Here is a 23,720-nt window from a genome sequence, read left to right on the forward strand (position 1 = left end):
TTCAGGAGATGCAGGGCAACCACAATCGAATTAAATTTGGCCCATTGTTGATATCTGCTCACCATTCGCCGGTATACCAAAAGCACCTGAGAAGGCGATTCCCCCGAGCGGCCGAGGTCGCCAGAAACCAATCAAGTCGTGAAATGACCTAAAAGGCCGAAACCGCTCAAGCCAGAGCGGTCGCCAAGGGTCAGAAAGGTAGGACTCCCCAGGCCTGTGTGCTTGCTGCGCAAAGGCCCTGTCGGGGAAGAAGATGGCGCAGGTGCCGTGAAAACACGGCAACTGCGCCAAGAAGGGGGACACGAACGACGGGGTTGGGATTGCCCTTGAGGTGAATGAAGCGCGTCATGTGCCCTGACGCGCTACTGGCGATTCTACCTAGACCGTACAGGCCTGGAAGCTCACCTCGAGCGCCTGACGGGCCAGGGTGCCTCGCTTGCCAATGCACACCAGTTGAGTGTGCGGCGTGTCATCGCCCCAGGCGCGGTCGGGCAGGATTTCGCAGCGGCTGCCGACCAAGTGCATGATGAAGCGCGTGCCCGGCACCTCGGCAATGTGCACGGTGCCCTTGGCCCGGTAGATCGACGTCGGCAACTGGGCCAAGGTCGAGCGCAGGGTATCGAGCGCCATCGGTCGGTCGCAGGCAAAGCTCCAGGACTCGAACACGCGCGCGTGATCGGCCTCCTGTCGGTCCAGGCTCAGCACTGAGGCCGGCTTCACCTGGGTGAAGGGCGCCAGCGGGTTGCCATGCCCTACCCCCAGGATCAGCTCCAGCGGAACGTCACCGTACTGGCACTCGAGAATCCGCGCCTGGGGGTACAGCCAACGGCGCTTGAGCGCCTCGATCTGGCTGCGCTCGACGCGGTCCACCTTGTTCAGCACGATGATGTCCGCCACATCCAGTTGGTCCATGGCCAGTTGCGCCATTTCGCCTTCGAGCTGCTCGAACTGTTCGGTGTCCACCACGGTGATGATGCTGTCGATCGCCAGCGCCTCGCGAAACTGCGGGTATTTGAGCGTGCGGGCGATCTTGCCTGGGCTCGACACTCCGCTCGCTTCGATCAGGATGTATTCCGGGCGGTTCTGCCGGTCGCTCAGCAAGCGGCCCAGTTGCTCGATCAGATCGCTTTCGACCGTGCAGCAGATGCAGCCATTGGTCAGGCTGACCGTGGTCTGGGTCTGGCTGACGATCAGGTCGCTGTCGATGTTGATCGCACCAAAGTCATTGACCATCACCGCCATGCGCAAGCCGTGATCACTGCTGAGGATCTTGTTGAGCAAGGTGGTTTTCCCGGAGCCGAGAAACCCCGACACCAGCGTGACCGGAATAGGAGACTGCGTGTTCATGGAAAACGCCCTGCCTTTAGAAATTGGGGAGTTCGCGGCGCCAGGTGGCCGCATGGGCACTGGCATCGAACTCGCCGTTGCGGTCCCAGGTGATCTCACCTTCGAGCACGGTGATCTGCACTTGGGTGTTGTGGATGTTGCCCTTGGACTCGACCTCGAACAGGTTGCGATCGAGCACGATAAGATCGGCGGACTTGCCCGTCTCGATGGACCCGGCCTTGTCCTCGATGCCCATGCACCAGGCGCCGTTGATGGTCATCACGCGGATCGCCTGCTCCAGGGTGATGGGCGCACCATAGAAGCTGCCCTGCTCCTCGCCGAACGGGTTCTGCCGGGTGACCATGGCCTCGAAACCGATCCACGGGTTGATGCTCGAGACCGGCCAGTCGGTGCCCATCACCGCGACGCCGCCATGGTCGAACACGCCCTTGAAGTTGTAGGCCCGCTGCATCCGGTCCTCGCCGAACACCGCACGGGCGTTGGCGAACGACGACGGGAACCAACCCACCGGCGAGAACTCCGCCGTGACGTTGAGCGCGGCAAAGCGCGGCAGATTGCCGTCCAGCAACGTGGTGCTGTGCGCGCATTGGTGGCGCACGCCATCCGGGCCGTTCTTGCGACGCGCCGTGGCCACGGCGTCGAGGAACAGATCGGACGCCCCATCACCGGTGCAGTGGGCAATGACCCGGATCCCGCGCCGGTCCATGTCCACCACCATGTCGGTGATGTGCTCAGGCGTCAGGTTCAAGTGACCGCGCCAGCGCTCCTCGCCCGGCCATGCGGTGGACAGGTAGGACGAGCGGGATTCATGGGTGCCGTCGAAGTGGAACTTGACCGCGTTAGCGTTGAGCCGCGCGCTGCGATAGAAGTGACGCTCGCCGGCCAGCAGTTCCCAGCGGCGTTTGACCGGGAAGATATCGTCCTGCCAGCTGATCGCGGCCTCCACACGTACCGACAACTCACCGGCCTGGTCGATGGCCTTGAGGGCATTGAGGCGGTGCTCGCACACATGCACGTACTTGGTGCCGACCACGCCATGGCCACTCTGGAACCACACGCCTTCGCGGTAGGCGCGCTTCAAGGCATGCTGCGGCGTAGGCGGCATGGCGGCGTGAATCAGCGCATAGGCGCCGTCGACCAGGATACCGGTCGGTTCGCCGGTGACGCTGTCACGCTCGATGTAGCCGTGCCGAGGGTCGACGGTGTCGGCGTCGATACCGGCGATCTCCAGCGCTCGGGAGTTGACCATCATGCAGCCCCAGGAGCGATCGAGGATCGCCACCGGACGATCCGGCAGCACGCTGTCCAGCCATTGACGCGACGGCACCAGGCCGGCCTGCTTGAAGGTGTAGCGCACGAAGTACTGCCCATACACCCAGCCATCGCCCGGGTGCTCGGCGGCATAGTCGAGGATGGCCTGACGCACCTGCTCCGGGGTCGGGTCGCTGACACCGACCTCCAGGTAGCCGGAATAACCGGGTGCGAGCTTCAGGTCCGGGTGGGTGTGCATATCGTAGATGCCGGGCATCACGAAACGACCGTTCAGATCCACCACCTGCGTGCGACGCCCGATGAACTCGGCAACATCGTCGTTTGCCCCCACCGCGACAAAACTGCCATTTCGAATGGCCACGGCTTGAGCCCAGGGCTCGGCTTCATTGACGGTGTAGATACGGCCATTGAGGAATACCAGGTCGGCGGCGCCACGCGGGCCGGGAACATGGCTGGAGCGGTAGTCGGTCATAGCACTCATTGCAGGTAATACCTTTCTATGGCGGCTGGGGTCAGCGCCAGTCCAAGAAAAAACCAGGTGGTTCAAACGGCGCCGCAGGCGCCATTGCCGGTCGGCTATTCGTCGTCCCGCGCCGGAATCCACCACTCTTCGCCGCGTGCGGTGCGGATGTATTCGGGCCAACGGAAGTCATGGGGGACCTTGAAGTCGCGCGGCAGCAACGGGGCTTGCCAGCGGGTCCCGCCGATACCTCCACCGGTACGCTCGATGAATTCGTCGCGGGCGGCGGCCAGCAGGTCGGGGCGCGTGAACAGCTCGACCAAGGTGGCGCCGATGGTCTTGGCCGCCACCTGGATCATCGGGTCGATGGTCTGGCGGATCCCGCCCAGGGCGTTGGGCACCCAGTCCGGGTAGGTGTAACCGGGAGGCGCCGAGAGCATCGGGCGGGCCACCAGCAGGCGCACCGTCGGGCAATGCCAGGTGTACTCGGGGTAGTCGTCGGAGGTCAGGTGCTTCTGCCAGGCCGGCATTTGTTCGCGCAGCAGACGCTCGCAGGTCTGCGGGTCGATCAAGGTCTCGGTGTCTGGCAGGAACGGGCGGGCCATGGGCTCGAGCCCCAGGTTGTCCTGGATCTGCTGGGCGATGGCGATGGCCTCGTCGCCCCAGGTGGGGGCACCGATGGCTTGCAGGTTGTCGTAGGTGGCTTGCGCCAGTACATGGTTGGGCAGCCCGCCACGGGACTTGCACACCCAGGTCTTCTTCCATTGGCAACCGGTGGCCAGGGCTGCAGCGGCGGCGTTGTTGTCCATCACCTGGGAGATGGTTTCTGCCTGTTCGATCGAGTCGCAACGAGACAGGTACTGGATCTGGGCAATGTGCGGCGGCAGGTTGTCTGCCGTGGCCTGGCCTGCGGTGAGGATCGCCTCGTTGAAACTCCACAGCCCGGTGAACGGCAGTGTGGAGCGACGCATGCTTTCGTTCAGCGTATAGAAGTGCACCAGGGCGTCGTTGGCCCCAGGCGCCCGCGCGGCCAGGTGGTTCTGCGGGATGGGGCTGTACTTGTCCGAGGCGATCCAGTCCTGCGGCGCCTGGCAAGTGAAGGTGTAGATATAGGCGTAGGCGATGCCGCAGTGAGTGTCCCAGGTGGTGGTGTTGTTCAGCGGCAGCATGTACGTGGGATGGAAGCTGATGGCCGCGTCCAGGTCGTCGTAGTAACCCTTGGCCGCATGCACAGGCTTGGAGGCGCGCAGTTTTTCCGCAGGCTCGCCGAAAAACTTCAGCGTGCCTTGGATGCCGTATTCGAGCATGGCAGCCTTGGCCGCGAGCAGCCCGCCCAGGGCACTGATGCCCAGCGCCGAATGGGGGTCGGTATGGCCCGGCGCGAAACGCGAAAGCCCTTCGCGCGGCTGGCGCCGGGTGGTCGCCGCCTGGTTGTTGCCCGGCACCGCATCGTACTCGGCGTAGGTCGCCAGCACCGGGCCATCGCCATTGCGAAAGGTCGCGCAGAACGCCGTGGGCATCCCGCCACTGCCCTGCTCCACCTCGAACCCTTCCTTGCGCAGCAGTTCGACGTACCAAGCGCAGGATTTGTATTCACGAAACGCCGGCTCGGCGAAATGCCAAATCACCTGATGCCAGTCGGACAGGGTCTTGTGCTGTTGCTCCACCCAGTTCTGGGCAAAAGCCTTGGGCTCGATCATGCAGGGCATTCCTTATAGGTATATGACCCCGCACAGCGGCATAGGCCAGCAGGGCCTGCCTAGTATTGTTGACTCCACAAATACGACAATCGATTTATTTCGCCATTAATGTTTATATTTGTTCAACATTCAGTGTTTGGAGACTCTCATGCGCCTGCCCTCGATGCCTGCGTTACGCGCTCTGGAAGCGGTTGCCCGACTGGGCAGCGTGACGGCGGCGGCCCTTGAACTGAACCTCACCCGCAGCGCGATCAGCCACCAGATCACGGGTATGGAAGAGACCCTCGGCTTCGCCCTGACCGAGCGTCAAGGCCGGGGGATTTCGCTGACGTTTCGAGGCGAACGCTACGCGCGGGAGATCCAACGGTTTCTGGCCAACCTCGAGGATGCCGGACGACGGGTCGATGACCAGGAGGTCTACGGCAAGCTGAGCATCAGCTGCAGCTCAGGCTTTTCGACCTACTGGCTGTGCCATCACATCGGTGGTTTCGTGAAGGAGTATCCCCAGGTCCAGTTACACATGGTCACGCCGACGTCGGCAGACGATGTCAGCAATCACACTGCCGACCTGTTCATTTCCTACGGCATTGGCGACTGGCCTGAAATGAAGGTCGAGCAGATCGCGGCGCTGAACTACTTTCCGGTGTGCAGCCCTCGGCTGATCAACGCCCTGGGCGGGCTCAAGACGCCGCAGGATCTGGCGGCGTTCCCTCTGTTGCACATGAGCGACTACAGCGACTGGCGGGTGTGGCAGGCGGCGGCGAACACGCCGGAGCTCAACGTGGCGACCGGCATCGTATTTTCCGATGCACACTGCGCCCAGGCGGCCTGCATCGCCGCCCAGGGCGTGGCCATGGGAGACAACCTGCTGTGCGGCGACTCCATGGCCAAAGGTTTGCTGGTGCGCCCGTTCGATATCGTCATCCACTCCCACCGAGGCTATTACCTGGTCACCGATCCGCAAAAGTGCGAACGGCCTGCAGTCCTTGCCTTCACCAACTGGATCAAGACCCAACTGCAGGCCTCGCGCCAGGCGTGGGTGGAGCTTTAACCACGCTCGCCTCGAGCAGGTTCAGTGGCGTTTACCTTTGCCGCGCGCGGTCTCGGCGCAAAGTTCAGACAGCTTCGTTGAGCGCGGATGAGCGGATCGCCGCCGTCACACCGAGGTCGATAAGACCGGCAGATTCTTGGCCAGCAGGGCTGCAGTGGTGCTGCTCAGTTCCATGCGCGCCAGCGCGCTGCGCAGGACCCATTTGCAGGCCACGATTTCGTTGCTGGGAATGGCCCGCTCCTGCTCGCCGAGGTTAGCCGTGAAGAGGTGATGAAGCACATTGCCAACCGGCAACGTACACAGTGCATGCAAACCCTGCCAACGCAAGGAGGCCTCCTCGCGCAACTCTCTGATGGCGGCCTCGTGGGGCGTCTCGCCCGGCTCGATGACACCGCCGGGCAGGTTCCACTTTGCGCCTTTCTTGCGCACGAGCAGGACCTTTCCGTTGCGTAGACAGATGATCGTGGCGCGGGCTTTCGCTGTGCGGGTGTTCTTTGCAGGCATACGGCGTTTCTAACGGCAAGGTTCGGGTATCGGCAGCGCATGGGATGGCGCTTCTTCCCTGAAGACCTGCACACATGACGTCTCGTTCAGGCACAGGGACACATGCCGGCTCATCTTGCCGCCCGACGATTGACATCGATCCTTGCCCTCGGGTTCATGAGCCGTTGAACTTCTTCACATCGATGGGTGGTGCGACGAATTCGGGCCCCTGCCCCGCTGGACGCCAACGCACGTTGGCCAGGCCGTAGCGCTCGGCCATGGGCCGGCTGACCTTCTTGATCGTGTGCTGGCCAAACCGTGGGATGATGCCCACGCCCGCATCGCAACTGGCCCAGTGCCAGGCCTCGGCATTGTCCATGCGCCCAAGACGGATGATGAACGTGCGGTACTCGCCATGAAGTTCGTACTCGATCACAAACAATTGCTGCCCTGCCATCACACGCCTCCTCAGTGGTTCCAAGCCTATGGAGCAGGGGTAGGGAAAGAAAATTCATTCGAGATTCACACGTTTGGGCCAGTCGTCCCAAACGACCGCCGGAACGCTTGCAATGAACCTTGGCCCCGCTCTCGGGCTCGATTGCCAAAGCGCGCAGGAAAACGGCCATGAATGCATTCAACGAGCCTCTGGAGCGGGAGCGACGCAAGCGCCGGGCGATCGACCGCTGGTTCACCCTGTTCGACGACCACACGCTGCGCCAGGACTGCCCCAGCACCTACCACGAGACGCTGTTGCGCCAAGCGGATGAAATGGACCGACTCGGGCTGTTGGCATGGACCGAATGGCGCGACCTGCGCCGACTGGCCGACCGGGCGTTCCTCAGGGCGGTCGCCGGTGCGGACTACCATCCAGCCACACCGCTCAGGGTTGTTGGTAGTGCGCCGGGGACGTGCCCGGCTCATGTTCATGCTCGATGCGCTGCACCTGTACATCGGTGAACGACGAGGCCTCGCCCCGATGCAGCCCCTGCAGATAACTGCGGGCGCATTCCACGCTGATGTCCGGCTCATCGCTGCGCATTTCGCAGGTGCCGGGCTGGTTATCGAGGATGTAGCTGATCAGAAACAGATGACTGGCCATGGACGGCGCTCCTGTCGAGAGAAATGAGACGCGACCGGCTGCCCGGTCGCGTACGAAGCGTCAGGCAGCATTCTGGTCGGCCTTGAGCATCTTCTTGTGGGCCTGCATGGCGACGCCCATCTCATCGAGCGCTTGCTTGCCCAGCAGCTTCTTGGCGGTCGGAAAGAGCTCGCCTTCCTCTTCCTCGATATGGTGCTCAAGCAGCTCCTTCATCACCTTGACCCGGCCAGCGAACTCCACGGTACCGGTGTCGGTCTGCAGCAGGTCGGGCAGGACCAGGGAGTCGACGGTGCGGTGCTCCTCTTTGGCCTCGTAGTACATTTTCTCTTCTTCCTTGCCCCCGGCCTGCTTGATGGCCGGGTAGAGGATCTGCTCTTCGAGTGCGGTATGGATCTGCAGCTCCTGTTCGATGCGGGCGAGCAACTCACTGCGCTTTTTCACGGCGCGCTCGGTGGTGCTGGACAGTTCCTCGAGCAGTTTCTTGACGGTTTCATGATCCTGGATCAGCAGTTCGATGGCATTCATTGTCGGGCCTCATCAGTCGATGAAATACAAAGACTTGCCCTGTGTGGAGTCATCGGCCGCGATGTCGGTTCGTGGTGGCCGATAAATGGCAGCGCACCGGCCCCGCCGCTGGGTGCCGGTCACTTGGCGCAGGCCGGTGCCGCGACGCGCTCGCCGGCTATCCACCTCGCGCGGCCCACCCCCCAGGCCAGCGCCCGTGTCATGGTCTCGCCTGGGCGGGCATCGAACGCTTCTTCGTGCAGGGCCTTGCCGCCACGCGCATAGACACCGATGAACAATTGCGTGGCCCCGGTGCGCGACAGCCTCACCTGCACATCGATACAGGTGCCATCGTCGAGCGCCTCCTGATGCGTTCGATGATGAAGGGTCGCATCGGCCCAGTTCCAAAACACATTACCCCTGATACGCATGTCGGCCTCCTGCGACTCCTGTCCAAGAGCGCCACCCTATCGAAACCGCCCCGGCATGCAACCGCCGAGGGCAGGAATGAGAACTGAATCAGACAACCGGTGGGCTACCCTGCAATCAGGCTCATGGTCATCCAGCATTGCCCTAATGCTGTCGCCGTCGGGCTGCGCTCCGTTGCGTCTGTGCTAGCGTTTCCTGATTGGGTGCCCTGCCCTCCTGCCTAAAAGAATCGACACATCAACCGACTGATTACAGGTGAGCCATGGAGCTGAACATCAATCAAAAGACCTATCAGGTCGATGCCGAAGCCGACACGCCGCTGCTGTGGGTGATCCGCGACGACCTGGGGCTGACCGGCACCAAGTACGGCTGCGGCCTGGCCCAGTGCGGCGCCTGCTCGGTGCTGGTCGATGGCAACGTGGTGCGCGCCTGCGTCACGCCGGTGGCCGGTGTGGTCGGACGGGAGGTGACCACCATCGAGGCGATCGAAGCCGACGAGGTCGGCAAGCGCGTGGTGGCGGCCTGGGTCGGACACCAGGTGGCCCAGTGCGGCTATTGCCAGTCCGGTCAGGTGATGGCGGCCACCGCGCTGCTCAAGCACACGCCCACGCCCAGCGACGAGCAGATCAACGCGGCGATGGTCAATCTGTGCCGCTGCGGCACCTACAACGCCATCCATGCCGCCATGCACGACCTGGCCCAAGGGGGTAAAGCCTCATGAAGACGCCCCTCGAACACCCCGAAGACCTGCTGAACCTGGCGGTCGGCGAAACCGTCAACCTGTCGCGCCGGCGTTTTCTCGCCGGCACCGCCGTCGGCGCACTGGTGCTGGGCTTCGGCCTGCCCCTGGGTTCGCCTAGGGTGCAGGCGGCCGCCGTCAGCACTGAACGCGGCACCCAGGTGCCGGCCTTCCTGGAAATTCGCCCGGACAACACCGTGCGCCTGCTCAGCCCGTTCATGGAAGGTGGCCAAGGCACCTACACCGCCATGGCGCAGATCGTCGGCGAGGAACTGGATGCCGACCCGGCCACGTTCGTGGTCGACAGCGCTCCGCCCGGCGAAGCCTACGTGGTGATGGAGAACGGCATGCGCATCACCGGCGGCAGCATGTCGGTGCGCATGAGCTACCCGACCATGCGCCGTCTCGGCGCCATGGCCCGAGCCATGCTGCTGCAGGCCGGCGCCGAGTACTTCGACGTGCCGGTGGGCGAGCTCTCCACCGAGCCTGGCAAGGTCGTCCATGGCGCCTCTGGGCGCAGCATCACCTATGGCGAGCTGGCCGGACGCGCCATGGACCTGCCTGTGCCGGACCCGGCCCGTGTCACGCTGCGCGACCCCAGCCAGTTCCGCTGGATCGGCAAGCCGGTCAAGCGCGTCGATGCCTACGACAAGTCCACCGGCAAGGCTCAGTACAGCATCGACATCCACGTCGATGGCATGCTCCAGGCCGCCGTACAGCATGCGCCACGCCTGGGCATGACCCCTGGCGGTATCCGCAACGAAGCCCAGGTCAAGGCCATGAAAGGTGTGCACTCGGTGCACCCACTGCCCGGTGCGGTCGCAGTGATCGCCGAGCGCTGGTGGCACGCCAAGCGTGCGGCCGAGGCGCTTCAGGTCGACTGGCAGGAGCCAGGGCCCGACTCGACGGTGCGGCCCATGCCCAAGGATTTTTCCAGCGATGCCTGGCGTGAACACCTGGCAGCCCAGCCGGGCCCAGGCCGCGATGACGAAAAGCACGGCGATGTGGCTGCGGCCCTGGCCAGCGCCAAGACCACGGTCGAGGCCACCTATCACAATCAGTACCTCAACCATGCCCAACTGGAGCCGCCATCGGCGACTGCGCGCTTCAACCCGGACGGTTCGCTGGACGTGTGGCTGCCCAACCAGGCGCCAGACATGTTCCGCGACGACATCGCCAAACGCACCGGGCTCGACCCTGCGCGGATCACCCTGCACTCGCCTTTGCTTGGCGGCTTCTTCGGTCGGCATTTTCTCTATGACGCGGCCAATCCCTACCCCCAGGCCATCGCGTTGGCCAAGGTGGTCGGCCGCCCGGTCAAGGTGATCTGGAGCCGCGAGGAAGAATTCCTGCGCGACGTGCTGCGCCCCGTCGCCGTGGTCAAGTTCCGCGCCGGACTCGATGACAAAGGGCTGCCGGTAGCGCTTGAAGCGGTGAGCGCCACCGAGGGCCCCACCGAAGCCATCGCCGGCAAGCAGGGCGAGCAACTGGACCCCACGGCGCTCGAAGGGCTGTCGGGCAAGGCCTACGCCATCGCCAACACGCGCATCGCCCAGGTCTACGTCAAAGGGCCGGCCATGCTCGGCTACTGGCGTTCGGTGGGCAATTCGCTCAACGACTTCTTCTACGAAGCTTTTCTCGACGAACTGGCCGACAAGGGCGGCCAGGACCCCTACGCGTTGCGTCTGCACCTGCTGCAGGGCAATGCGCGCTTGACCACATTGCTGCAGGCGGTCGGCGAGTTGTCCGGCGGTTGGAAGCGCGGCCCGTTCACGGCCGAAGATGGCAGCACGCGCGCCCGGGGCGTGGCCATGGCCTCGCCGTTCGGCTCCGAGGCAGCGGTGATCGCCGAGGTGTCGATCGAGAACGGCCAGGTCAAGGTGCACGACATTTGGCAGGCGATCGACCCGGGCAGCATCGTCAACCCGGCGATCATCGAGGCCCAGGTCAACGGCGCAGTGGCCCTCGGGCTGTCACAGGTGCTGCTGGAGGAAGCCGTATGGCAAAACGGCATGCCGCGGGCGCGCAACTACGACCTGTATCCGGTGCTGCCGCCTTCGCGCATGGCGAGGGTGCATGTGCGCATCGTCGAGAGCGGCGCGAAGATGGGCGGGATCGGCGAGCCGCCGCTACCGGCGGTGGCGCCTGCCGTGGCCAACGCGGTGGCGCGGCTGACCGGTCAGCGCATTCGCAGCATGCCGCTTAGTCGCTACACCTTCAGCTGACGCCCAGGGGCCGCCCATGCACAATCGTCGACTCGCAACCGCCGCCCGCTGGCTGGCCCTGCCGTGCCTGGCTGCGGCAGGTCTGATGGCCTGGTATGTCACCCGTGAGCCCGCCTCGCCCCTGGCCGGCGAGGCGCCGCCCGACGCAGCGCTGGTCAGTCGTGGCGAGTACGTCGCGCGCCTGAGCGACTGTGTCGCCTGCCACAGCCTGCCGACGGGCAAGCCATTTGCCGGCGGCCTGGAAATGGCCACGCCGCTGGGCTCGATCCATGCCACCAACATCACCCCCGACCGGCAGACCGGCATTGGCACCTACAGCCTGGCTGACTTCGACCGCGCCGTGCGCCAGGGCGTCGCGCCGGGAGGCCGACGGCTGTACCCGGCCATGCCCTACCCTTCCTACGCCAAGCTCAGCGACGACGACGTCAAGGCGCTGTATGCCTTCTTCATGCACGGCGTACCGCCCGTCAACCAGGCCAACATCCAGAGCGACATTCCCTGGCCGCTGAACCTGCGCTGGCCCATCACCCTGTGGAACGGCCTGTTCTCGCCCACCACACCCTATGCGGTCAAACCTGCACAGGATGCACTGTGGAACCGCGGCGCCTATATCGTCCAGGGCCCCGGCCATTGCGGCAGTTGCCACACCCCTCGGGGCCTGGCCTTCAACGAAAAGGCCCTGGATGAGCGAGGTGCGCCATTCCTGGCCGGTGCCCTGCTCGATGGCTGGTATGCCCCGAGCCTGCGCGGCGACCACAACACCGGCCTTGGGCGCTGGAGCGAGGCGGACATCGTGCAATTCCTCAAGACCGGGCGAAACCAGCATGCCGTGGTGTTCGGCTCGATGACCGAAGCCTTCAACAACTCCACCCAGTTCATGAACGACGAGGACCTGACGGCGATCGCGCGCTATCTCAAGTCATTGCCGGGCGACCGTGAGCGCGACGGCGCGCCCTGGCAATACCAGGCCTTGCCTGCCGCACACCTGGACACCCCAGGCGCCCAGACCTACCTGACCCGCTGCGCCTCCTGCCACGGCCTCGATGGCAAGGGCCAGCCCGAATGGATGCCGCCCCTGGCCGGGGCCACCTCGGCGCTGGCCAAGGAAGACGCCTCGGCTATCAACATCACCCTCAACGGCTCGCAACGGGTCGTCGCCCAAGGCCAACCGGACGCCTACCGCATGCCAGCGTTTCGCGAGCAGTTGTCGGACCGGCAGATCGCCGATGTCCTGACCTTCATGCGCAGCGCCTGGGGTAATCAGGGCGGTGCAGTGCAGGCCCAGGCGGTCGCCAAGCTGCGCGAGCACACCGACCCGGCCAGCAGCAGCCCGATCATCCTGCACATGCGCTGAGCGGTCGCCGACCAATGCCGGACGAGGTGGTCAGGCCCTTGGCGCCTGACCGCCCCGCTGAGGGCTGCCTCTGATCAGCGGGGGCTTGAGATATATTCGATAAAGCGTATATTCACAAAATCATATATCCCTCGAGACTCGTGCTCCCCAGCCCATGAGAACCGCCATGATTGCCCCCTTGTCGCCCACCCAGGTTTTCAAGTGCCTCGCCGACGAGAACCGTGTGCGCATGATGCTGCTGATTGCCCGCGAGCAAGAGCTCTGCGTGTGCGAACTGATCTGCGCCCTGGAAGAAAGCCAACCCAAGGTTTCCCGCCACCTGGCGCAACTTCGCACCTGTGGCCTGCTGGAAGACCGCCGCCAAGGCCAATGGGTGTATTACCGGTTGCATCCCGCATTGCCCGCCTGGGTACGCGAAGTGCTGGCAACCACGCTGGAGGCCAACCGCGAATGGCTGAGCACCAGCACCCGGCGCCTGGATGTCATGGGCGAGCGCCCCCAGCGCATCGCCTCCTGCTGCTGATTGCTCCCATTGGCTTGCGAGCACAGAACGCCGCCCCGCTCCCAAGAGTGAAATCATGACTGAACACCCTATCCCCAACCTGGACAACGCACTCGTTGACCTGCCGACCGTGGACAAACTGGCGCGCGCGCAGACCTCAACGCACAAACCACGGATCCTGCTGCTCTACGGATCGACCCGCGAGCGCTCCTTCAGCCGGCTGTTGACCGAAGAGGCGGCCCGCCTGCTGGAACACTTCGGTGCCCAGACGCGCATCTTCAACCCCTCGGGCCTGCCGCTGGCCGATGACGCCCCGGACGATCATCCCAAGGTCAAGGAACTGCGCGAACTGGTGCTCTGGTCCGAAGGCATGGTCTGGTGCTCGCCTGAGCGCCACGGCGCAATGACCGGCGTGTTCAAGTCGCAGATCGACTGGATTCCCTTGAGCATGGGCGCCGTGCGTCCGACCCAGGGCAAGACCCTTGCACTGATGCAGGTCTGCGGTGGATCGCAGTCGTTCAACGTGGTGAACCAGTTGCGTGTGCTCGGCCGCTGGATGCGCATGTTCACCATCCCTAACCAGTCGTCAGTGCCCAAGGCCTACCTGGAGTTCGACGAAGCCGGCCGCATGAAGCCGTCTGCGTACTACGACCGCGTCGTCGATGTCATGGAGGAATTGGTGAAATTCACCCTGCTGCTGCGCGACCGCGCCGATTACCTGGTCGACCGCTATTCCGAGCGCAAGGAGTCGGCCGAAGCACTGTCCGAACGCGTCAATCAACGTTCCATCTGAACCCTTCACGACCTCTCCCCACCTCCGTTGGAGGTGGGTTTATCCCACTTCGAGCACAAGAACATGACAATCAAAGTAGGCATCAATGGTTTTGGACGTATCGGACGTCTGGCGCTGCGCGCGTCCTGGGAATGGCCAGAATTCGAGTTCGTGCAGATCAATGATCCGGCCGGCGACGCCGAAACCCACGCCCACCTGATCAACTTCGACTCGGTCCACGGACGCTGGCACCGCCAAGCCAGTGCCGAAGGCGAATCGGTGGTGATCGAGGGCAAGCGCATCAAGGTCACCGCCAACAAGACGATCTCCGACACCGATTGGTCGGGCTGCGACCTGGTGATCGAGGCCAGTGGCAAGATGAAATCGGTGGCCGTGCTTCAGGCATACCTCGACCAAGGCGTCAAACGCGTGGTGGTCTGTGCGCCGGTGAAGGAAAGCGGCGCGCTGAACGTGGTGATGGGCGTCAACCAGCACCTGTTCGATCCGGCCCGGCACCGCATCGTCACCGCCGCCTCCTGCACCACCAACTGCCTGGCGCCGGTGGTCAAGGTGATTCACGAGCACCTGGGCATCCGCCACGGCTCGATCACCACCATCCATGACCTGACCAACACCCAGAGCATTCTCGATACGCCGCACAAGGACCTGCGCCGTGCCCGCGCCTCGGGCATGAGCCTGATCCCCACCACCACAGGTTCGGCCACTGCGATCGCCGAGATTTTCCCCGAACTGCGCGGCAAGCTGAACGGTCATGCCGTGCGCGTCCCGCTGGCCAACGCCTCGCTGACCGACTGCGTGTTCGAGGTAGAACGCGCGACCACGGCCGAAGAAGTCAACGCGCTGCTCAAGGCAGCCGCCGAAGGCCCGCTCAAGGACATCCTGGGCTATGAAGAACGTCCCCTGGTGTCCATCGACTACCGCACCGACCCACGCTCCTCGATCATCGATGCCTTGTCGACGCTGGTGGTCAACGGTACCCAGGTGAAGGTCTACGCCTGGTACGACAACGAATGGGGCTATGCCAACCGCGCAGCGGAGCTGGCCCGGCTGGTCGGCACGGCGGAGTAAGCAACGATCATGAAGGCGTTGTCTGCCCTGTCTTCGCAAGTCCGTCAGTACCTGCTGGTGACCGGCAACTACTGGGCTTTCACCCTCACCGACGGCGCCTTGCGCATGCTGGTGGTGCTGCACTTCCATGCACTGGGCTACACGCCGCTGCAGATCGCGGCGCTGTTCCTGTTCTACGAAGTGTTCGGGGTGATCACCAACCTGGTGGGCGGCTACCTGGGCGCCCGCCTGGGGCTCAACCGCACCATGAACATCGGCCTGGGCCTGCAGGTGCTGGCCTTGCTGATGCTCACGGTGCCGGCCGCCTGGCTGACGGTGCCTTGGGTGATGGCCGCCCAGGCGCTGTCCGGCATCGCCAAGGACCTCAACAAGATGAGTGCCAAGAGCACTATCAAGCTGCTGGTACCGGACAGCCAACAAGGCACTCTCTACCAATGGGTTGCCCTCCTCACGGGCTCGAAAAACGCGCTCAAGGGCGTGGGGTTCTTCCTTGGCGGCGCACTGCTTGCCCTGCTCGGCTTCACCCAGGCGGTGCTGGCCATGGCGGCAGTACTGGGCTTGATCTGGCTCGCCAGCCTGATCCTGCTGAAAAAGGACCTGGGCAAGGCCAAGGCCAAACCGAAGTTCCGCGACCTGCTGTCCAAGAGCCGGGCGATCAACCTGCTCTCGGGTGCACGACTGTTTCTCTTCGGCGCCCGCGATGTGTGGTTCGTCGTGGCACTGCCGGTGTACCTGAGCACTGCCTTTGGCTGGGATTTCTGGCAGGTCGGCGGCTTCCTGGCCAGCTGGATCATCGGCTATGGCATCGTCCAATCGCTTGCCCCTCGCCTCACCGGCAAGGCGCGCGGTCATGTTCCCGACGGCCGGGCGGCCTTTGCTTGGGCCACCGCCCTCTCTGGCGTGCCCGCGCTGATTGCCTTGGGCCTGGCTGCCGGGGCGCCAGCCCAGGTCGTGCTGCTCGGCGGGCTGATGCTGTTCGGCGTGCTGTTTGCGGTGAATTCGTCGCTGCACAGCTATCTGATCGTCAGCTATGCCAAGGAAGACGGCGTATCGCTGGATGTGGGCTTCTACTACATGTCCAATGCCCTGGGGCGGCTGGTCGGCACTCTGCTTTCGGGGTGGGTGTTCCAGGCGTATGGCCTGCAGGCGTGCCTGTGGATCTCCTGCGCCTTCGTGCTGCTGGCGGCCTTGATTTCGGTCGCGTTGCCAAGGCATGCCAAGGGGGTTGCCGCGGCGCATTAGCACCATTCCGAGCGGCCGCGCGGCCGGCCACAAGGGCGCCTCGGTGCCCCCCTCTGGGCCACCGTGCAATGAACGGCGCAAGACTTAACCTTGGTCAAAACCGCCAGGACGTCGCGGATTAAGGTAAGGCATGCCGCCCCCTGCTCCGGAGTACGCCCGATGTTGAACCGGTGCGCCATGGCGGTGCACACAGCGCCGTCACTGTCAGCCCGCAGGTGTCGGCTTGACCGCCAGAATGCTGCAGGGGGCACTGCCGATGAGTCTTTCGGTGGTGTCCCCAATCAGTTTGGCCCAACGCTTGGGCTGCACCACGCCCACCACCACCACATCGATCATCAGCGAGCTGATGTGCGCCTTGATGATGCGAAGTGGCGCCCCCTCGACGAAGTACCGATGCGAATAGGCAATACCGTGCGCATCGGCCAAGGTGTCGAACGGTACCCTCAGTGACGCTCGCACCTCCTGTGCCCATGGCTCGGCGAGCTCTGCATTGGCCAGCATGGCCATGGGCAGGTCGTAGGCCGACAACAGGTGCGCGTGCCCATTGCATTGGCGCGCCAGTTGCTGGCCGGCCTCTATCAACTGGTGGTTGAGCACGTGCTGAGCAGGCTCGGGACTGGCCACATCCACGGCAATCAACACCTGGGCCGGCATGGCCGGGGCATTGGCGGGCACGAACTGGAACAGCCCTTGGCAGGCATGCAACAACGCATAGTCGAGCGAGGTCTGCGCGATCTGCCCAAACATCGAGCTGGCGGGGCAATCCTTGATCACCAGATCAGGTGCGAACTTCGCAATATAGGTGGGGAGGAAATCACGCGGGTTGAGAGTCTGCACGGTCTCGAACGATGGACGGGGCCGGTGGGTGCACTGCTCGTCGAGCAACGCCTTGAGCTCGGCATTGAAATGCACGAACGATGCTGTCGCTGCAGGGGCTTGCTGCAGTTCGTGGTGCAGTCGCAGCTCCGTGGGCTCATGGACACCCAGCACATGCAACGCAGCGCCCGAAGCATCCGCCAATGCCAGCGCCCGAAGCAAGGCGGCCGGACGTGGCTCTGCCTGGGTCATGATCAAGAGAATCCGGTGGTAAGGGCTCATCGGCCACCTCCCGAGGGTAGACCACAAGGGTGTGTGGGGCGCAGGCGTAAGCATGCGTTGGCCTGTCCAGTGTCCGCAGGCTGTCTATGCTGGACTTGACAATGGTCAAACTTGGGGGCTGCTCGCCCCTTATGTTGAGATGAAAACCCGGTCTGGAGCGCAGGGCATGAACGCTATCGGTCCACTGCTGTTCGCCTTGCAAGGCAGCCAAGCCTATGCCCATGCAGTGGCGCACCGTTTAGGTTTGATGCTGTCACCCCACGAGGAGCGCGAGTACGAAGACGGCGAGCACAAATGCTGGCCAACCGTGTCGGTCAACGGTCGCCACACGATCGTTTTCCATTCGTTGTACGGTGACGAGCGCCACAGTGCGCATGACAAGCTGTGCCGGCTGCTGTTTTTCTGCGCGGCCCTGAAAGACGCAGGCGCAAGCCAGGTCACGGTGGTGGCGCCTTATCTGTGTTATGGCCGCAAGGACCGCAAGGTCGAGTTCCAGGATTCGACGATTACCCGCCATGTCGCGCGCCTGATGGAATGCTGTGGCGTGGATCGGATCGTGGCCCTGGATGTGCACAACCCCAGCGCGTTCGATAACGCCTATCGCATTCCGACCTGGAACCTGCACTGCGCACAGGCGTTCGCGCAACGCTTGGTCACGCTGCTGGCTGAACAGCCGGTTGCTGTGGTTTCGCCCGATCTGGGAGGGGCCAAACGTGCCGAGCATTTTCGCCAAACGTTGGCTGACCTGCTGGCCCAACCGGTATCGGGTGCCATGATGGAAAAACACCGGGACCCGACAGGGCTCAGGGGCGAGCACCTGATAGGTGACGTGGCCGGTAGAACCGTCATCGTTTTCGACGACCTGATCAGCACCGGTCAGACACTGCTGCGTGCCGGGCAAGCGTGCCTGCGGGCTGGCGCCACCCGGGTATTGGCCGCCGCCACCCATGGGCTTTTCACCACCGAAGGCCAGCTGTTCGAGGCCGGCGTGTTCGAACGCGTCCTGGTCGCCGACAGTGTCCCGCCCTTTCGCCTGCCCGCGCACTGCCAGCGACAACTGGAGATCATCGACACGACCGTCCTGGTCGCCGAACTGCTGCTTGAAAACGGCAACGGTCCGGCCCACTGATTCCAGTGCTCGGTGCCATACCGCCAAGAGGTTGCAGGGCACCTGATACAGCAGGTGCTTTATCAACCGCCCACACCCAAGCTCAGCGTCGATCCAGGGAGCGATACAGCGCGTCTTCCTGGTCGAAATGAAGCTTCGCCAAGGTATCCAGGCGAACAAGCTGGTGCTGTATCTCTTCTGCGCTTGGGGGCCGCGTTGCCTGGCTGAAATCGTCGCTCATGCGTGACAGCAGATGAATCAGGCGAAAGATTTCGCGGTGGGTATGGCTCATGGTCGACAGCGGATCTTCACCTGGCATGAAGCGGCTGAGCAGCGGGTAGAGCCGGCGTTCGTCATCGCGTTCGTGACGCTCCAACAGGTTGTGCAGTGCCGCGACCAAGTTGCGCAAGTCGGCCTGTGCCTTGTCGAGAGGACGACTGGAAAAGTCGCGGGCCATCTGGCTCAGGTCCGTCAGCACTCCATCCAGTTGCCGATGCTCATCCTCGAGCCGGTCGATCGCTGCGACGTCGATCCCGGCGCGCCGCCTACCGGGCCAGGGCCCCAATGCGCGCAGGGCATTGCCGATGATCAGCAGATCGATCCCTTCCTGCAGGATGGCGCCGAGCAAGGCCGGCAGATAACCTGCCGCGGCGATGAGCATGGCCAGCAACGACAGGCTCATCCCGGCCCACACCCCTTGCCGCGCGATGTGCACGGCATGCCGGGCAATATCCAGTGCCTCGACCAGCCGGTCGAATCGGTCCACCAGCAGCACCACACCCGCCGCCTGTGCCGAAGCGGTGACGCCAGACGTCCCCATGGCCACGCCGACATCGGCAGCGGCCAGGGCGGGAGCATCGTTGATGCCATCGCCGACCATCAACGTTGGCTCGCGGCGGCAGCCTTCCTGCACCAGACGTACCTTGTCCTCGGGCGTCAGGCCAGAATGCAGTTCGTCGATGCCCGCGGTCAGTGCGATCGTCTGTGCCGTTTCCAGGCGATCCCCCGTGAGCATGACGATCTTTTCGATACCTCGGGCACGGAGCAAGCGCAGGCTCTGGGGCGCTTCCAGGCGCAAGTTGTCGGCCAGCCTGATCATCCCTTTGAGTTGACCGTCGACCGCGACAAAACTGCCACTGCTGGCCAGGTAATCCAGCTGCTGCAAGCGCGCCTGCGCCCAGGCATCGGTTTGCGCTTCGCCTTGCACATAGCCCACGGCTCCCAAGCGCACGGCATGCCCCTGTACGGTTCCGGCAAGCCCCTGCCCGGGGGTCTCCTGCACATCCTGTGGAGGTGTCAGCGACAAACCGCGCACACGAGCGGCCTGGACAATGGCCTGGGCGATCGGATGCGAAGAGGCCTGTGCCAGCGAAGCGGCCCACTGCAGAAGCTGCAGCGGCAGCCCTTCACCCCGCAGCTCGATCGATTGCACCTGGGCATGACCACCGGTCAAGGTACCGGTCTTGTCCAGAAAGACCTGCCGGATCCCGGCAAGCGCTTCCAGAACCTGGCCATCACGCACGAGGATGTTGCGTCGCGCGGCCCTGGAAATACCGGAGATGATGGCGATGGGCACGGCCAATATGAGCGGACAGGGTGTGGCGACCACCAACACTGCGAGCACGCGATACACATCGCCACTGAGCCACCAGGCGGCCCCTGCGACCAGCAACGTCAACGCAATGAAGCCCAAGGCGTAACGATCGGCCAAGCGAACGAATGGCGCGCGTGATCGACGCGCCGTTTCGGCCAGACGTACGATGCCAGCGTAGGTGCTCTGCGCTGCCGTGCGCGTGGCCAGTAGCAGCACTGGCGCGCCGGTATTGGTCACGCCACTGGCCAGAAGCTCACCGCAATAGCGTGTGACCGGCAAGGACTCGCCCGTGAGCGCAGCCTCATCCAGTATCACCTGATCGCTCAGCAGACGACCATCGACCGGCACCACCTCGCCCAGGCGCACCCATACGATTTGACCGGGCTGAACTTCGTCCACGGGTACTTCACGCAGCCCGTCGTTTTCTTGAATCCAGGCACGCTGGGGAGCCCGCTCGATCAAGGCCCGCAGTTCGCGCTCGGCGTGTTGCAGGCTGAGCGCCTCCAATGCACGCCCGGTCGCCAGCATCAGCGCGACCACCGCACCGACCAGCATCTGCTCCAGCCACAGCGCCGCCAGGATCGACACCAGGGCGATGAGATCGATGCCAGCTTCGCGCCTGGCCAGGCGCCTGGCGATTTCCACGGCCAGCACCAGGGCCATCACACTGCTGCCTCCCGCCCAGATCAGCGCCGCCCAGGCAGGCTGCTGCGCGGCATAGGCGACCCCGCCAAACAGCAAGGCCACTGCACTCACGAGCAACAGGCCCAGGTCCAGCCAACGACGTGACATGGCGGTTAATTCTGTTTGGCCTGCCGCTGCAACCGTTGGACCTCTTGCTGGGTCTGGGTCGCGATGCGCAGCGCCTGGTTGGCAGTCTGCTCGACCAGATCGATCCGGTAGCAGACCTCGTCGGCGCGCAGCCTTGCGGTGGCTGCGTTGTTCTCCGCCGACTCCAGGCGCGCATCGATTTCCTCGGTACGCCAAGGACTGCAGCCTGAAACGGTTACCAGCACGATCGACAACCCGATAAGCAGATAACGTTGCATGTCCATGCCCTCGCAGGTGCCCAAGATGACTTGAGTATCCGTAGCGCAGCGGTCAGCGGCCTGACATTTATCAAGCTCCTGCGGCGTGGGCAGCACGTCGATCTTGACCTTTGTCAATCGCGCCGGGCCATCGACGGGTACAAACAAGGACTAAAGGCAATGGCGTCGTCACGCTTTCAGGGGGCGGTGCCCGGCGAGAGGAAGGTCGACGATGATCTGCTGATCGCCTGAAGCGCTTCATAGAATGCGTGGCACGAGGCCCCGTCCGATGATCGTCTCGAGGAACTGCGGCCATGAACAAAGATCAGCCATCGAAACTGTATTACCTGGCGATCGCGCTCGCGCTGCTCACCGCACTGCTGTTCAGTCTGTTCGACCGCTCGGCTGTCGCAACCCTCCCTTACAGCCAGTTCCTGCAACTGCTCGAACAGCAAAAAGTCAGTGATCTGCAAATCAAGCGCAATCGTATCCAGGGCAGGCTGCAGGAGCCCATCGATGGGCGCGAGCGGTTTTCCACCGTCCGCGTCGATCCGGCGCTGTCGGCGCAACTCAGCCGGTCCGGGGTGGCGTTCACCGGTCTGGCAGAAGACAACACGGTCGCTGACTTGGCGGGCTGGTTGCTGCCGTTGGTGGTCATGCTCGGCGCCTGGTTCTTCATCTTCCGTGGATTTGGGGAAAAGCAAGGGCTGGGGGGCTTGATGAGTGTCGGCAAGTCCCGTGCGCGGGTCTATGCCCAGCGGGACATCAAGGTCACCTTCGCCGATGTTGCCGGGATCGATGACGTCAAGGATGAACTGATCGAAATCGTCTCGTTCCTGAAAAACCAGGCCTGGTACGCACGCCTGGGGGCCCACGTCCCCAAAGGCACCTTGCTGGTCGGCCCCCCCGGAACCGGCAAGACCTTGGTGGCCAAGGCCATCGCCGGAGAGGCGGGAGTCCCCTTCTTCTCGATCTCCGGATCGGAGTTCGTGGAAATGTTCGTGGGCGTGGGCGCCGCCCGAGTGCGCGATCTGTTCGACCAAGCCCGACACGCGGCACCGTGCATCATTTTCATCGATGAGCTGGACGCCCTGGGCAAGATGCGCGGTATCGGCAACCTGGGTGGCAATGACGAGAAGGAGCAGACGCTGAACCAACTGCTGGCCGAACTGGACGGCTTCGATCCGCGCGAAGGCGTCGTGCTGCTGGCAGCCACCAACCGCCCCGAGGTGTTGGACCCGGCGTTGCTGCGCGCGGGACGATTCGACCGGCAGATCCTGATAGACCGGCCCGATCGCAAGGGCCGCCTGGCGATCCTGAAAGTGCACCTGCACAAGATCGTCTACAAGAACGACCTGGATTGCGAACGCATCGCCGATATCACGCCTGGCCTGACCGGCGCCGACCTGGCCAACCTGGTCAACGAGGCGGCCATCGTCGCCACCCGGCGCGCCAGTCAGTGGGTCGAACTGCAAGACTTCACTGCAGCGGTCGAGCGTCTGGTCGCCGGGGTGGAACGCAAGAGCACCGTGCTGCGTGAAGACGAACGCCAGGTCGTGGCGTATCACGAAATGGGCCATGCCCTGGCCGCCAGCAGCCTGCCGGCGATGGATCCGGTCCACAAGGTGTCGATCATCCCACGGGCCGCGGGGTCGCTGGGCTATACCCTGCAAAGGCCGACGGACGACCGCTTCCTGATCAGCGCGCAGATGCTCAGGGACCGTATCGTCGTATTGATGGCAGGACGTGCGGCCGAAAGCCTGGCATTCGGCCAGGTGTCCACCGGGGCCGCCGATGACCTGGGCCGCGCCACCGATATTGCCCGACAACTGATCACCCGGTTCGGCATGAGCCCTGAATTGGGCCAGGCGGTGCTGGAGCGCCAGCAGGCCAGTTACCTTGGAGACGCCCTGTTGCGTCAGGAGCACAAGGATTACTCCGAGCAAACGGCGCGGGAAATCGACCTTGGCATTCGTGAGCTGCTCGAGCAGGCCTACAAGCGAGCCCAGGCATTGCTTGAGCAACGCCGCGCCGATCTGGACGCAGGCGCGCGCTTGCTGCTGGCCAAAGAAACCCTCACGCCCGAGGAGTTTCCCGCCCTGCAGCCGCAGCTCAAGGAGCCTGTGGCATCTCCATTGATCGGCACTGCAAAATAATCATCCGATCTCGGCCAGGGTGCCTGCCATGCTCACCGTCACGCTGATCAACACACTGGTCGTGATTCTTGTGGTGATCATTCACTACGAATGCCTTCTGCGCCTGAACGACTGGCTGCCACGGCTGAAGCTATGGAGCCGCTTCCGGATCGTGGTCGGTGTGTTCGGGGCGCTGCTAGCCCATGCATTGGAGGTGTGGTGCTTCGCCCTGGCCTACTACCTGATGGCCAATGCCGAAGGCTGGGGCTCGTTCAGTGGCAATTTCGACGGCACGTTCATGGACTGCGTGTACTTCTCCTTCACCACCTACACCACCATCGGCTTCGGCGACATCGCCCCCACGGGCAATCTCAAGTACCTCACAGGCCTGCAAGCGCTGACAGGCCTGGTGTTGATCACCTGGACGGCATCGTTCCTGTTCCTGGAGATGCAAAAGTACTGGAAGGCCAAGTAGCGATGCGTCATCGG

Annotated in this window: 23 protein-coding genes; 12 read left to right on the forward strand and 11 right to left on the reverse strand. The window is 63.7% G+C overall.

Going from position 1 to position 23,720, the window contains the following annotated elements; translation table 11 throughout:
* Positions 1 to 378: 378 nt before the first annotated feature.
* The 3 genes from ABOA88_RS04495 to ABOA88_RS04505 form a co-directional block, all read right to left on the reverse strand.
* The gene (locus tag ABOA88_RS04495; RefSeq protein ID WP_367850996.1) at positions 379 to 1,347 is read right to left on the reverse strand and encodes a CobW family GTP-binding protein; all 969 of its coding nucleotides are present in this window, start codon (positions 1,345 to 1,347) and stop codon (positions 379 to 381) included.
* Between the two features lie 16 nt (positions 1,348 to 1,363).
* A complete protein-coding gene (locus ABOA88_RS04500; protein ID WP_367850997.1) occupies positions 1,364 to 3,100 on the reverse strand; it encodes an amidohydrolase in 1,737 nt (578 codons plus the stop codon).
* Between the two features lie 95 nt (positions 3,101 to 3,195).
* Positions 3,196 to 4,779 (reverse strand): amidohydrolase, encoded by a 1,584-nt coding sequence (locus ABOA88_RS04505; RefSeq protein WP_196168638.1) that lies wholly within the window; start codon positions 4,777 to 4,779, stop codon positions 3,196 to 3,198.
* A gap of 148 nt (positions 4,780 to 4,927) precedes the next feature.
* Between ABOA88_RS04505 and ABOA88_RS04510 the strand changes: the two genes are divergently transcribed.
* The gene (locus tag ABOA88_RS04510) at positions 4,928 to 5,830 is read left to right on the forward strand and encodes a LysR substrate-binding domain-containing protein (RefSeq protein ID WP_196168639.1); all 903 of its coding nucleotides are present in this window, start codon (positions 4,928 to 4,930) and stop codon (positions 5,828 to 5,830) included.
* Positions 5,831 to 5,935: 105 nt separating this feature from the next.
* Here ABOA88_RS04510 and ABOA88_RS04515 read toward each other — a convergent pair whose 3' ends face one another.
* The 5 genes from ABOA88_RS04515 to ABOA88_RS04535 form a co-directional block, all read right to left on the reverse strand.
* Positions 5,936 to 6,334 carry an NUDIX hydrolase gene (locus ABOA88_RS04515; protein ID WP_196168640.1) on the reverse strand — a complete coding sequence of 133 codons (399 nt, stop codon included), beginning with the start codon at positions 6,332 to 6,334 and terminating at the stop codon, positions 5,936 to 5,938.
* Between the two features lie 154 nt (positions 6,335 to 6,488).
* On the reverse strand, positions 6,489 to 6,770 hold the full coding sequence (locus ABOA88_RS04520; protein ID WP_196168641.1) for a DUF6555 family protein: 282 nt from the start codon (positions 6,768 to 6,770) through the stop codon (positions 6,489 to 6,491).
* A 423-nt stretch (positions 6,771 to 7,193) separates the two neighbouring features.
* Entirely contained in the window at positions 7,194 to 7,412 is a 219-nt protein-coding gene (locus tag ABOA88_RS04525) for a hypothetical protein (RefSeq protein ID WP_367850998.1), read from the reverse strand.
* A 60-nt stretch (positions 7,413 to 7,472) separates the two neighbouring features.
* Positions 7,473 to 7,937 carry a hemerythrin domain-containing protein gene (locus ABOA88_RS04530; protein ID WP_196168643.1) on the reverse strand — a complete coding sequence of 155 codons (465 nt, stop codon included), beginning with the start codon at positions 7,935 to 7,937 and terminating at the stop codon, positions 7,473 to 7,475.
* Between the two features lie 119 nt (positions 7,938 to 8,056).
* Positions 8,057 to 8,347 carry a hypothetical protein gene (locus tag ABOA88_RS04535; protein ID WP_196168644.1) on the reverse strand — a complete coding sequence of 97 codons (291 nt, stop codon included), beginning with the start codon at positions 8,345 to 8,347 and terminating at the stop codon, positions 8,057 to 8,059.
* A gap of 260 nt (positions 8,348 to 8,607) precedes the next feature.
* On the opposite strand from ABOA88_RS04535, the gene ABOA88_RS04540 reads away from it, so the two are divergent.
* The 7 genes from ABOA88_RS04540 to arsJ all read left to right on the forward strand — a co-directional run bounded on the left by ABOA88_RS04540 (position 8,608) and on the right by arsJ (position 16,268).
* On the forward strand, positions 8,608 to 9,066 hold the full coding sequence (locus ABOA88_RS04540) for a (2Fe-2S)-binding protein (protein ID WP_196168645.1): 459 nt from the start codon (positions 8,608 to 8,610) through the stop codon (positions 9,064 to 9,066).
* Positions 9,063 to 11,309: a xanthine dehydrogenase family protein molybdopterin-binding subunit gene (locus ABOA88_RS04545; protein WP_367850999.1), complete on the forward strand. Its 2,247-nt coding sequence runs from the start codon at positions 9,063 to 9,065 to the stop codon at positions 11,307 to 11,309. Before ABOA88_RS04540 ends, ABOA88_RS04545 begins: the two co-directional genes overlap by 4 nt.
* 16 nt (positions 11,310 to 11,325) lie before the next feature.
* Complete coding sequence (locus tag ABOA88_RS04550; protein ID WP_196168647.1) at positions 11,326 to 12,663, forward strand: c-type cytochrome; 1,338 nt, start codon at positions 11,326 to 11,328, stop codon at positions 12,661 to 12,663.
* 166 nt (positions 12,664 to 12,829) lie between these two features.
* On the forward strand, positions 12,830 to 13,186 hold the full coding sequence (locus tag ABOA88_RS04555) for a metalloregulator ArsR/SmtB family transcription factor (RefSeq protein ID WP_196168648.1): 357 nt from the start codon (positions 12,830 to 12,832) through the stop codon (positions 13,184 to 13,186).
* 55 nt (positions 13,187 to 13,241) lie between these two features.
* Complete coding sequence (gene arsH, locus ABOA88_RS04560) at positions 13,242 to 13,958, forward strand: arsenical resistance protein ArsH (protein ID WP_367851000.1); 717 nt, start codon at positions 13,242 to 13,244, stop codon at positions 13,956 to 13,958.
* A 63-nt stretch (positions 13,959 to 14,021) separates the two neighbouring features.
* Positions 14,022 to 15,026, forward strand: coding sequence for an ArsJ-associated glyceraldehyde-3-phosphate dehydrogenase (locus ABOA88_RS04565; protein ID WP_367851001.1), 1,005 nt, complete (start codon positions 14,022 to 14,024; stop codon positions 15,024 to 15,026).
* A 9-nt stretch (positions 15,027 to 15,035) separates the two neighbouring features.
* The gene (gene arsJ, locus ABOA88_RS04570; protein ID WP_196168651.1) at positions 15,036 to 16,268 is read left to right on the forward strand and encodes an organoarsenical effux MFS transporter ArsJ; all 1,233 of its coding nucleotides are present in this window, start codon (positions 15,036 to 15,038) and stop codon (positions 16,266 to 16,268) included.
* Positions 16,269 to 16,472: 204 nt separating this feature from the next.
* On the opposite strand, the gene ABOA88_RS04575 is transcribed toward arsJ, so the two are convergent.
* Positions 16,473 to 17,366, reverse strand: a complete 894-nt coding sequence (locus ABOA88_RS04575; RefSeq protein WP_367851002.1) for a universal stress protein — start codon at positions 17,364 to 17,366, stop codon at positions 16,473 to 16,475.
* 166 nt (positions 17,367 to 17,532) lie between these two features.
* Here ABOA88_RS04575 and ABOA88_RS04580 point away from each other — a divergent pair, with 166 nt between their 5' ends.
* Positions 17,533 to 18,495 (forward strand): ribose-phosphate diphosphokinase, encoded by a 963-nt coding sequence (locus ABOA88_RS04580; protein ID WP_196168653.1) that lies wholly within the window; start codon positions 17,533 to 17,535, stop codon positions 18,493 to 18,495.
* Positions 18,496 to 18,577: 82 nt separating this feature from the next.
* On the opposite strand, the gene ABOA88_RS04585 is transcribed toward ABOA88_RS04580, so the two are convergent.
* Both ABOA88_RS04585 and ABOA88_RS04590 read right to left on the reverse strand, forming a co-directional pair.
* Positions 18,578 to 20,860 carry a heavy metal translocating P-type ATPase gene (locus tag ABOA88_RS04585; protein ID WP_196168654.1) on the reverse strand — a complete coding sequence of 761 codons (2,283 nt, stop codon included), beginning with the start codon at positions 20,858 to 20,860 and terminating at the stop codon, positions 18,578 to 18,580.
* 5 nt (positions 20,861 to 20,865) lie between these two features.
* Positions 20,866 to 21,117 carry an Lpp/OprI family alanine-zipper lipoprotein gene (locus tag ABOA88_RS04590; RefSeq protein ID WP_367851003.1) on the reverse strand — a complete coding sequence of 84 codons (252 nt, stop codon included), beginning with the start codon at positions 21,115 to 21,117 and terminating at the stop codon, positions 20,866 to 20,868.
* 30 nt (positions 21,118 to 21,147) lie between these two features.
* On the opposite strand from ABOA88_RS04590, the gene ABOA88_RS04595 reads away from it, so the two are divergent.
* The 3 genes from ABOA88_RS04595 to ABOA88_RS04605 all read left to right on the forward strand — a co-directional run bounded on the left by ABOA88_RS04595 (position 21,148) and on the right by ABOA88_RS04605 (position 23,706).
* A complete protein-coding gene (locus ABOA88_RS04595; protein ID WP_367851005.1) occupies positions 21,148 to 21,348 on the forward strand; it encodes a hypothetical protein in 201 nt (66 codons plus the stop codon).
* A gap of 62 nt (positions 21,349 to 21,410) precedes the next feature.
* Entirely contained in the window at positions 21,411 to 23,252 is a 1,842-nt protein-coding gene (ftsH, locus tag ABOA88_RS04600; protein WP_196168656.1) for an ATP-dependent zinc metalloprotease FtsH, read from the forward strand.
* A gap of 28 nt (positions 23,253 to 23,280) precedes the next feature.
* Positions 23,281 to 23,706 carry a potassium channel family protein gene (locus ABOA88_RS04605; RefSeq protein WP_070571236.1) on the forward strand — a complete coding sequence of 142 codons (426 nt, stop codon included), beginning with the start codon at positions 23,281 to 23,283 and terminating at the stop codon, positions 23,704 to 23,706.
* Positions 23,707 to 23,720: the final 14 nt, after the last annotated feature.

The sequence above is a fragment of the Pseudomonas sp. PKS genome (assembly GCF_051913525.1).
In the GTDB taxonomy this organism is placed as follows: Bacteria; Pseudomonadota; Gammaproteobacteria; order Pseudomonadales; family Pseudomonadaceae; genus Aquipseudomonas; species Aquipseudomonas guariconensis_D.

What these genes read in the sequence shown, in the direction of transcription:
- ABOA88_RS04495 (WP_367850996.1), bottom strand. Translation starts at nt 1,347, where the DNA reads ATGAACACGCAGTCTCCTATTCCGGTCACGCTGGTGTCGGGGTTTCTC.
- ABOA88_RS04500 (WP_367850997.1), bottom strand. Translation starts at nt 3,100, where the DNA reads ATGAGTGCTATGACCGACTACCGCTCCAGCCATGTTCCCGGCCCGCGT.
- ABOA88_RS04505 (WP_196168638.1), bottom strand. Translation starts at nt 4,779, where the DNA reads ATGATCGAGCCCAAGGCTTTTGCCCAGAACTGGGTGGAGCAACAGCAC.
- ABOA88_RS04510 (WP_196168639.1), top strand. Translation starts at nt 4,928, where the DNA reads ATGCGCCTGCCCTCGATGCCTGCGTTACGCGCTCTGGAAGCGGTTGCC.
- ABOA88_RS04515 (WP_196168640.1), bottom strand. Translation starts at nt 6,334, where the DNA reads ATGCCTGCAAAGAACACCCGCACAGCGAAAGCCCGCGCCACGATCATC.
- ABOA88_RS04520 (WP_196168641.1), bottom strand. Translation starts at nt 6,770, where the DNA reads ATGGCAGGGCAGCAATTGTTTGTGATCGAGTACGAACTTCATGGCGAG.
- ABOA88_RS04525 (WP_367850998.1), bottom strand. Translation starts at nt 7,412, where the DNA reads ATGGCCAGTCATCTGTTTCTGATCAGCTACATCCTCGATAACCAGCCC.
- ABOA88_RS04530 (WP_196168643.1), bottom strand. Translation starts at nt 7,937, where the DNA reads ATGAATGCCATCGAACTGCTGATCCAGGATCATGAAACCGTCAAGAAA.
- ABOA88_RS04535 (WP_196168644.1), bottom strand. Translation starts at nt 8,347, where the DNA reads ATGCGTATCAGGGGTAATGTGTTTTGGAACTGGGCCGATGCGACCCTT.
- ABOA88_RS04540 (WP_196168645.1), top strand. Translation starts at nt 8,608, where the DNA reads ATGGAGCTGAACATCAATCAAAAGACCTATCAGGTCGATGCCGAAGCC.
- ABOA88_RS04545 (WP_367850999.1), top strand. Translation starts at nt 9,063, where the DNA reads ATGAAGACGCCCCTCGAACACCCCGAAGACCTGCTGAACCTGGCGGTC.
- ABOA88_RS04550 (WP_196168647.1), top strand. Translation starts at nt 11,326, where the DNA reads ATGCACAATCGTCGACTCGCAACCGCCGCCCGCTGGCTGGCCCTGCCG.
- ABOA88_RS04555 (WP_196168648.1), top strand. Translation starts at nt 12,830, where the DNA reads ATGATTGCCCCCTTGTCGCCCACCCAGGTTTTCAAGTGCCTCGCCGAC.
- arsH (WP_367851000.1), top strand. Translation starts at nt 13,242, where the DNA reads ATGACTGAACACCCTATCCCCAACCTGGACAACGCACTCGTTGACCTG.
- ABOA88_RS04565 (WP_367851001.1), top strand. Translation starts at nt 14,022, where the DNA reads ATGACAATCAAAGTAGGCATCAATGGTTTTGGACGTATCGGACGTCTG.
- arsJ (WP_196168651.1), top strand. Translation starts at nt 15,036, where the DNA reads ATGAAGGCGTTGTCTGCCCTGTCTTCGCAAGTCCGTCAGTACCTGCTG.
- ABOA88_RS04575 (WP_367851002.1), bottom strand. Translation starts at nt 17,366, where the DNA reads ATGAGCCCTTACCACCGGATTCTCTTGATCATGACCCAGGCAGAGCCA.
- ABOA88_RS04580 (WP_196168653.1), top strand. Translation starts at nt 17,533, where the DNA reads ATGAACGCTATCGGTCCACTGCTGTTCGCCTTGCAAGGCAGCCAAGCC.
- ABOA88_RS04585 (WP_196168654.1), bottom strand. Translation starts at nt 20,860, where the DNA reads ATGTCACGTCGTTGGCTGGACCTGGGCCTGTTGCTCGTGAGTGCAGTG.
- ABOA88_RS04590 (WP_367851003.1), bottom strand. Translation starts at nt 21,117, where the DNA reads ATGCAACGTTATCTGCTTATCGGGTTGTCGATCGTGCTGGTAACCGTT.
- ftsH (WP_196168656.1), top strand. Translation starts at nt 21,411, where the DNA reads ATGAACAAAGATCAGCCATCGAAACTGTATTACCTGGCGATCGCGCTC.
- ABOA88_RS04605 (WP_070571236.1), top strand. Translation starts at nt 23,281, where the DNA reads ATGCTCACCGTCACGCTGATCAACACACTGGTCGTGATTCTTGTGGTG.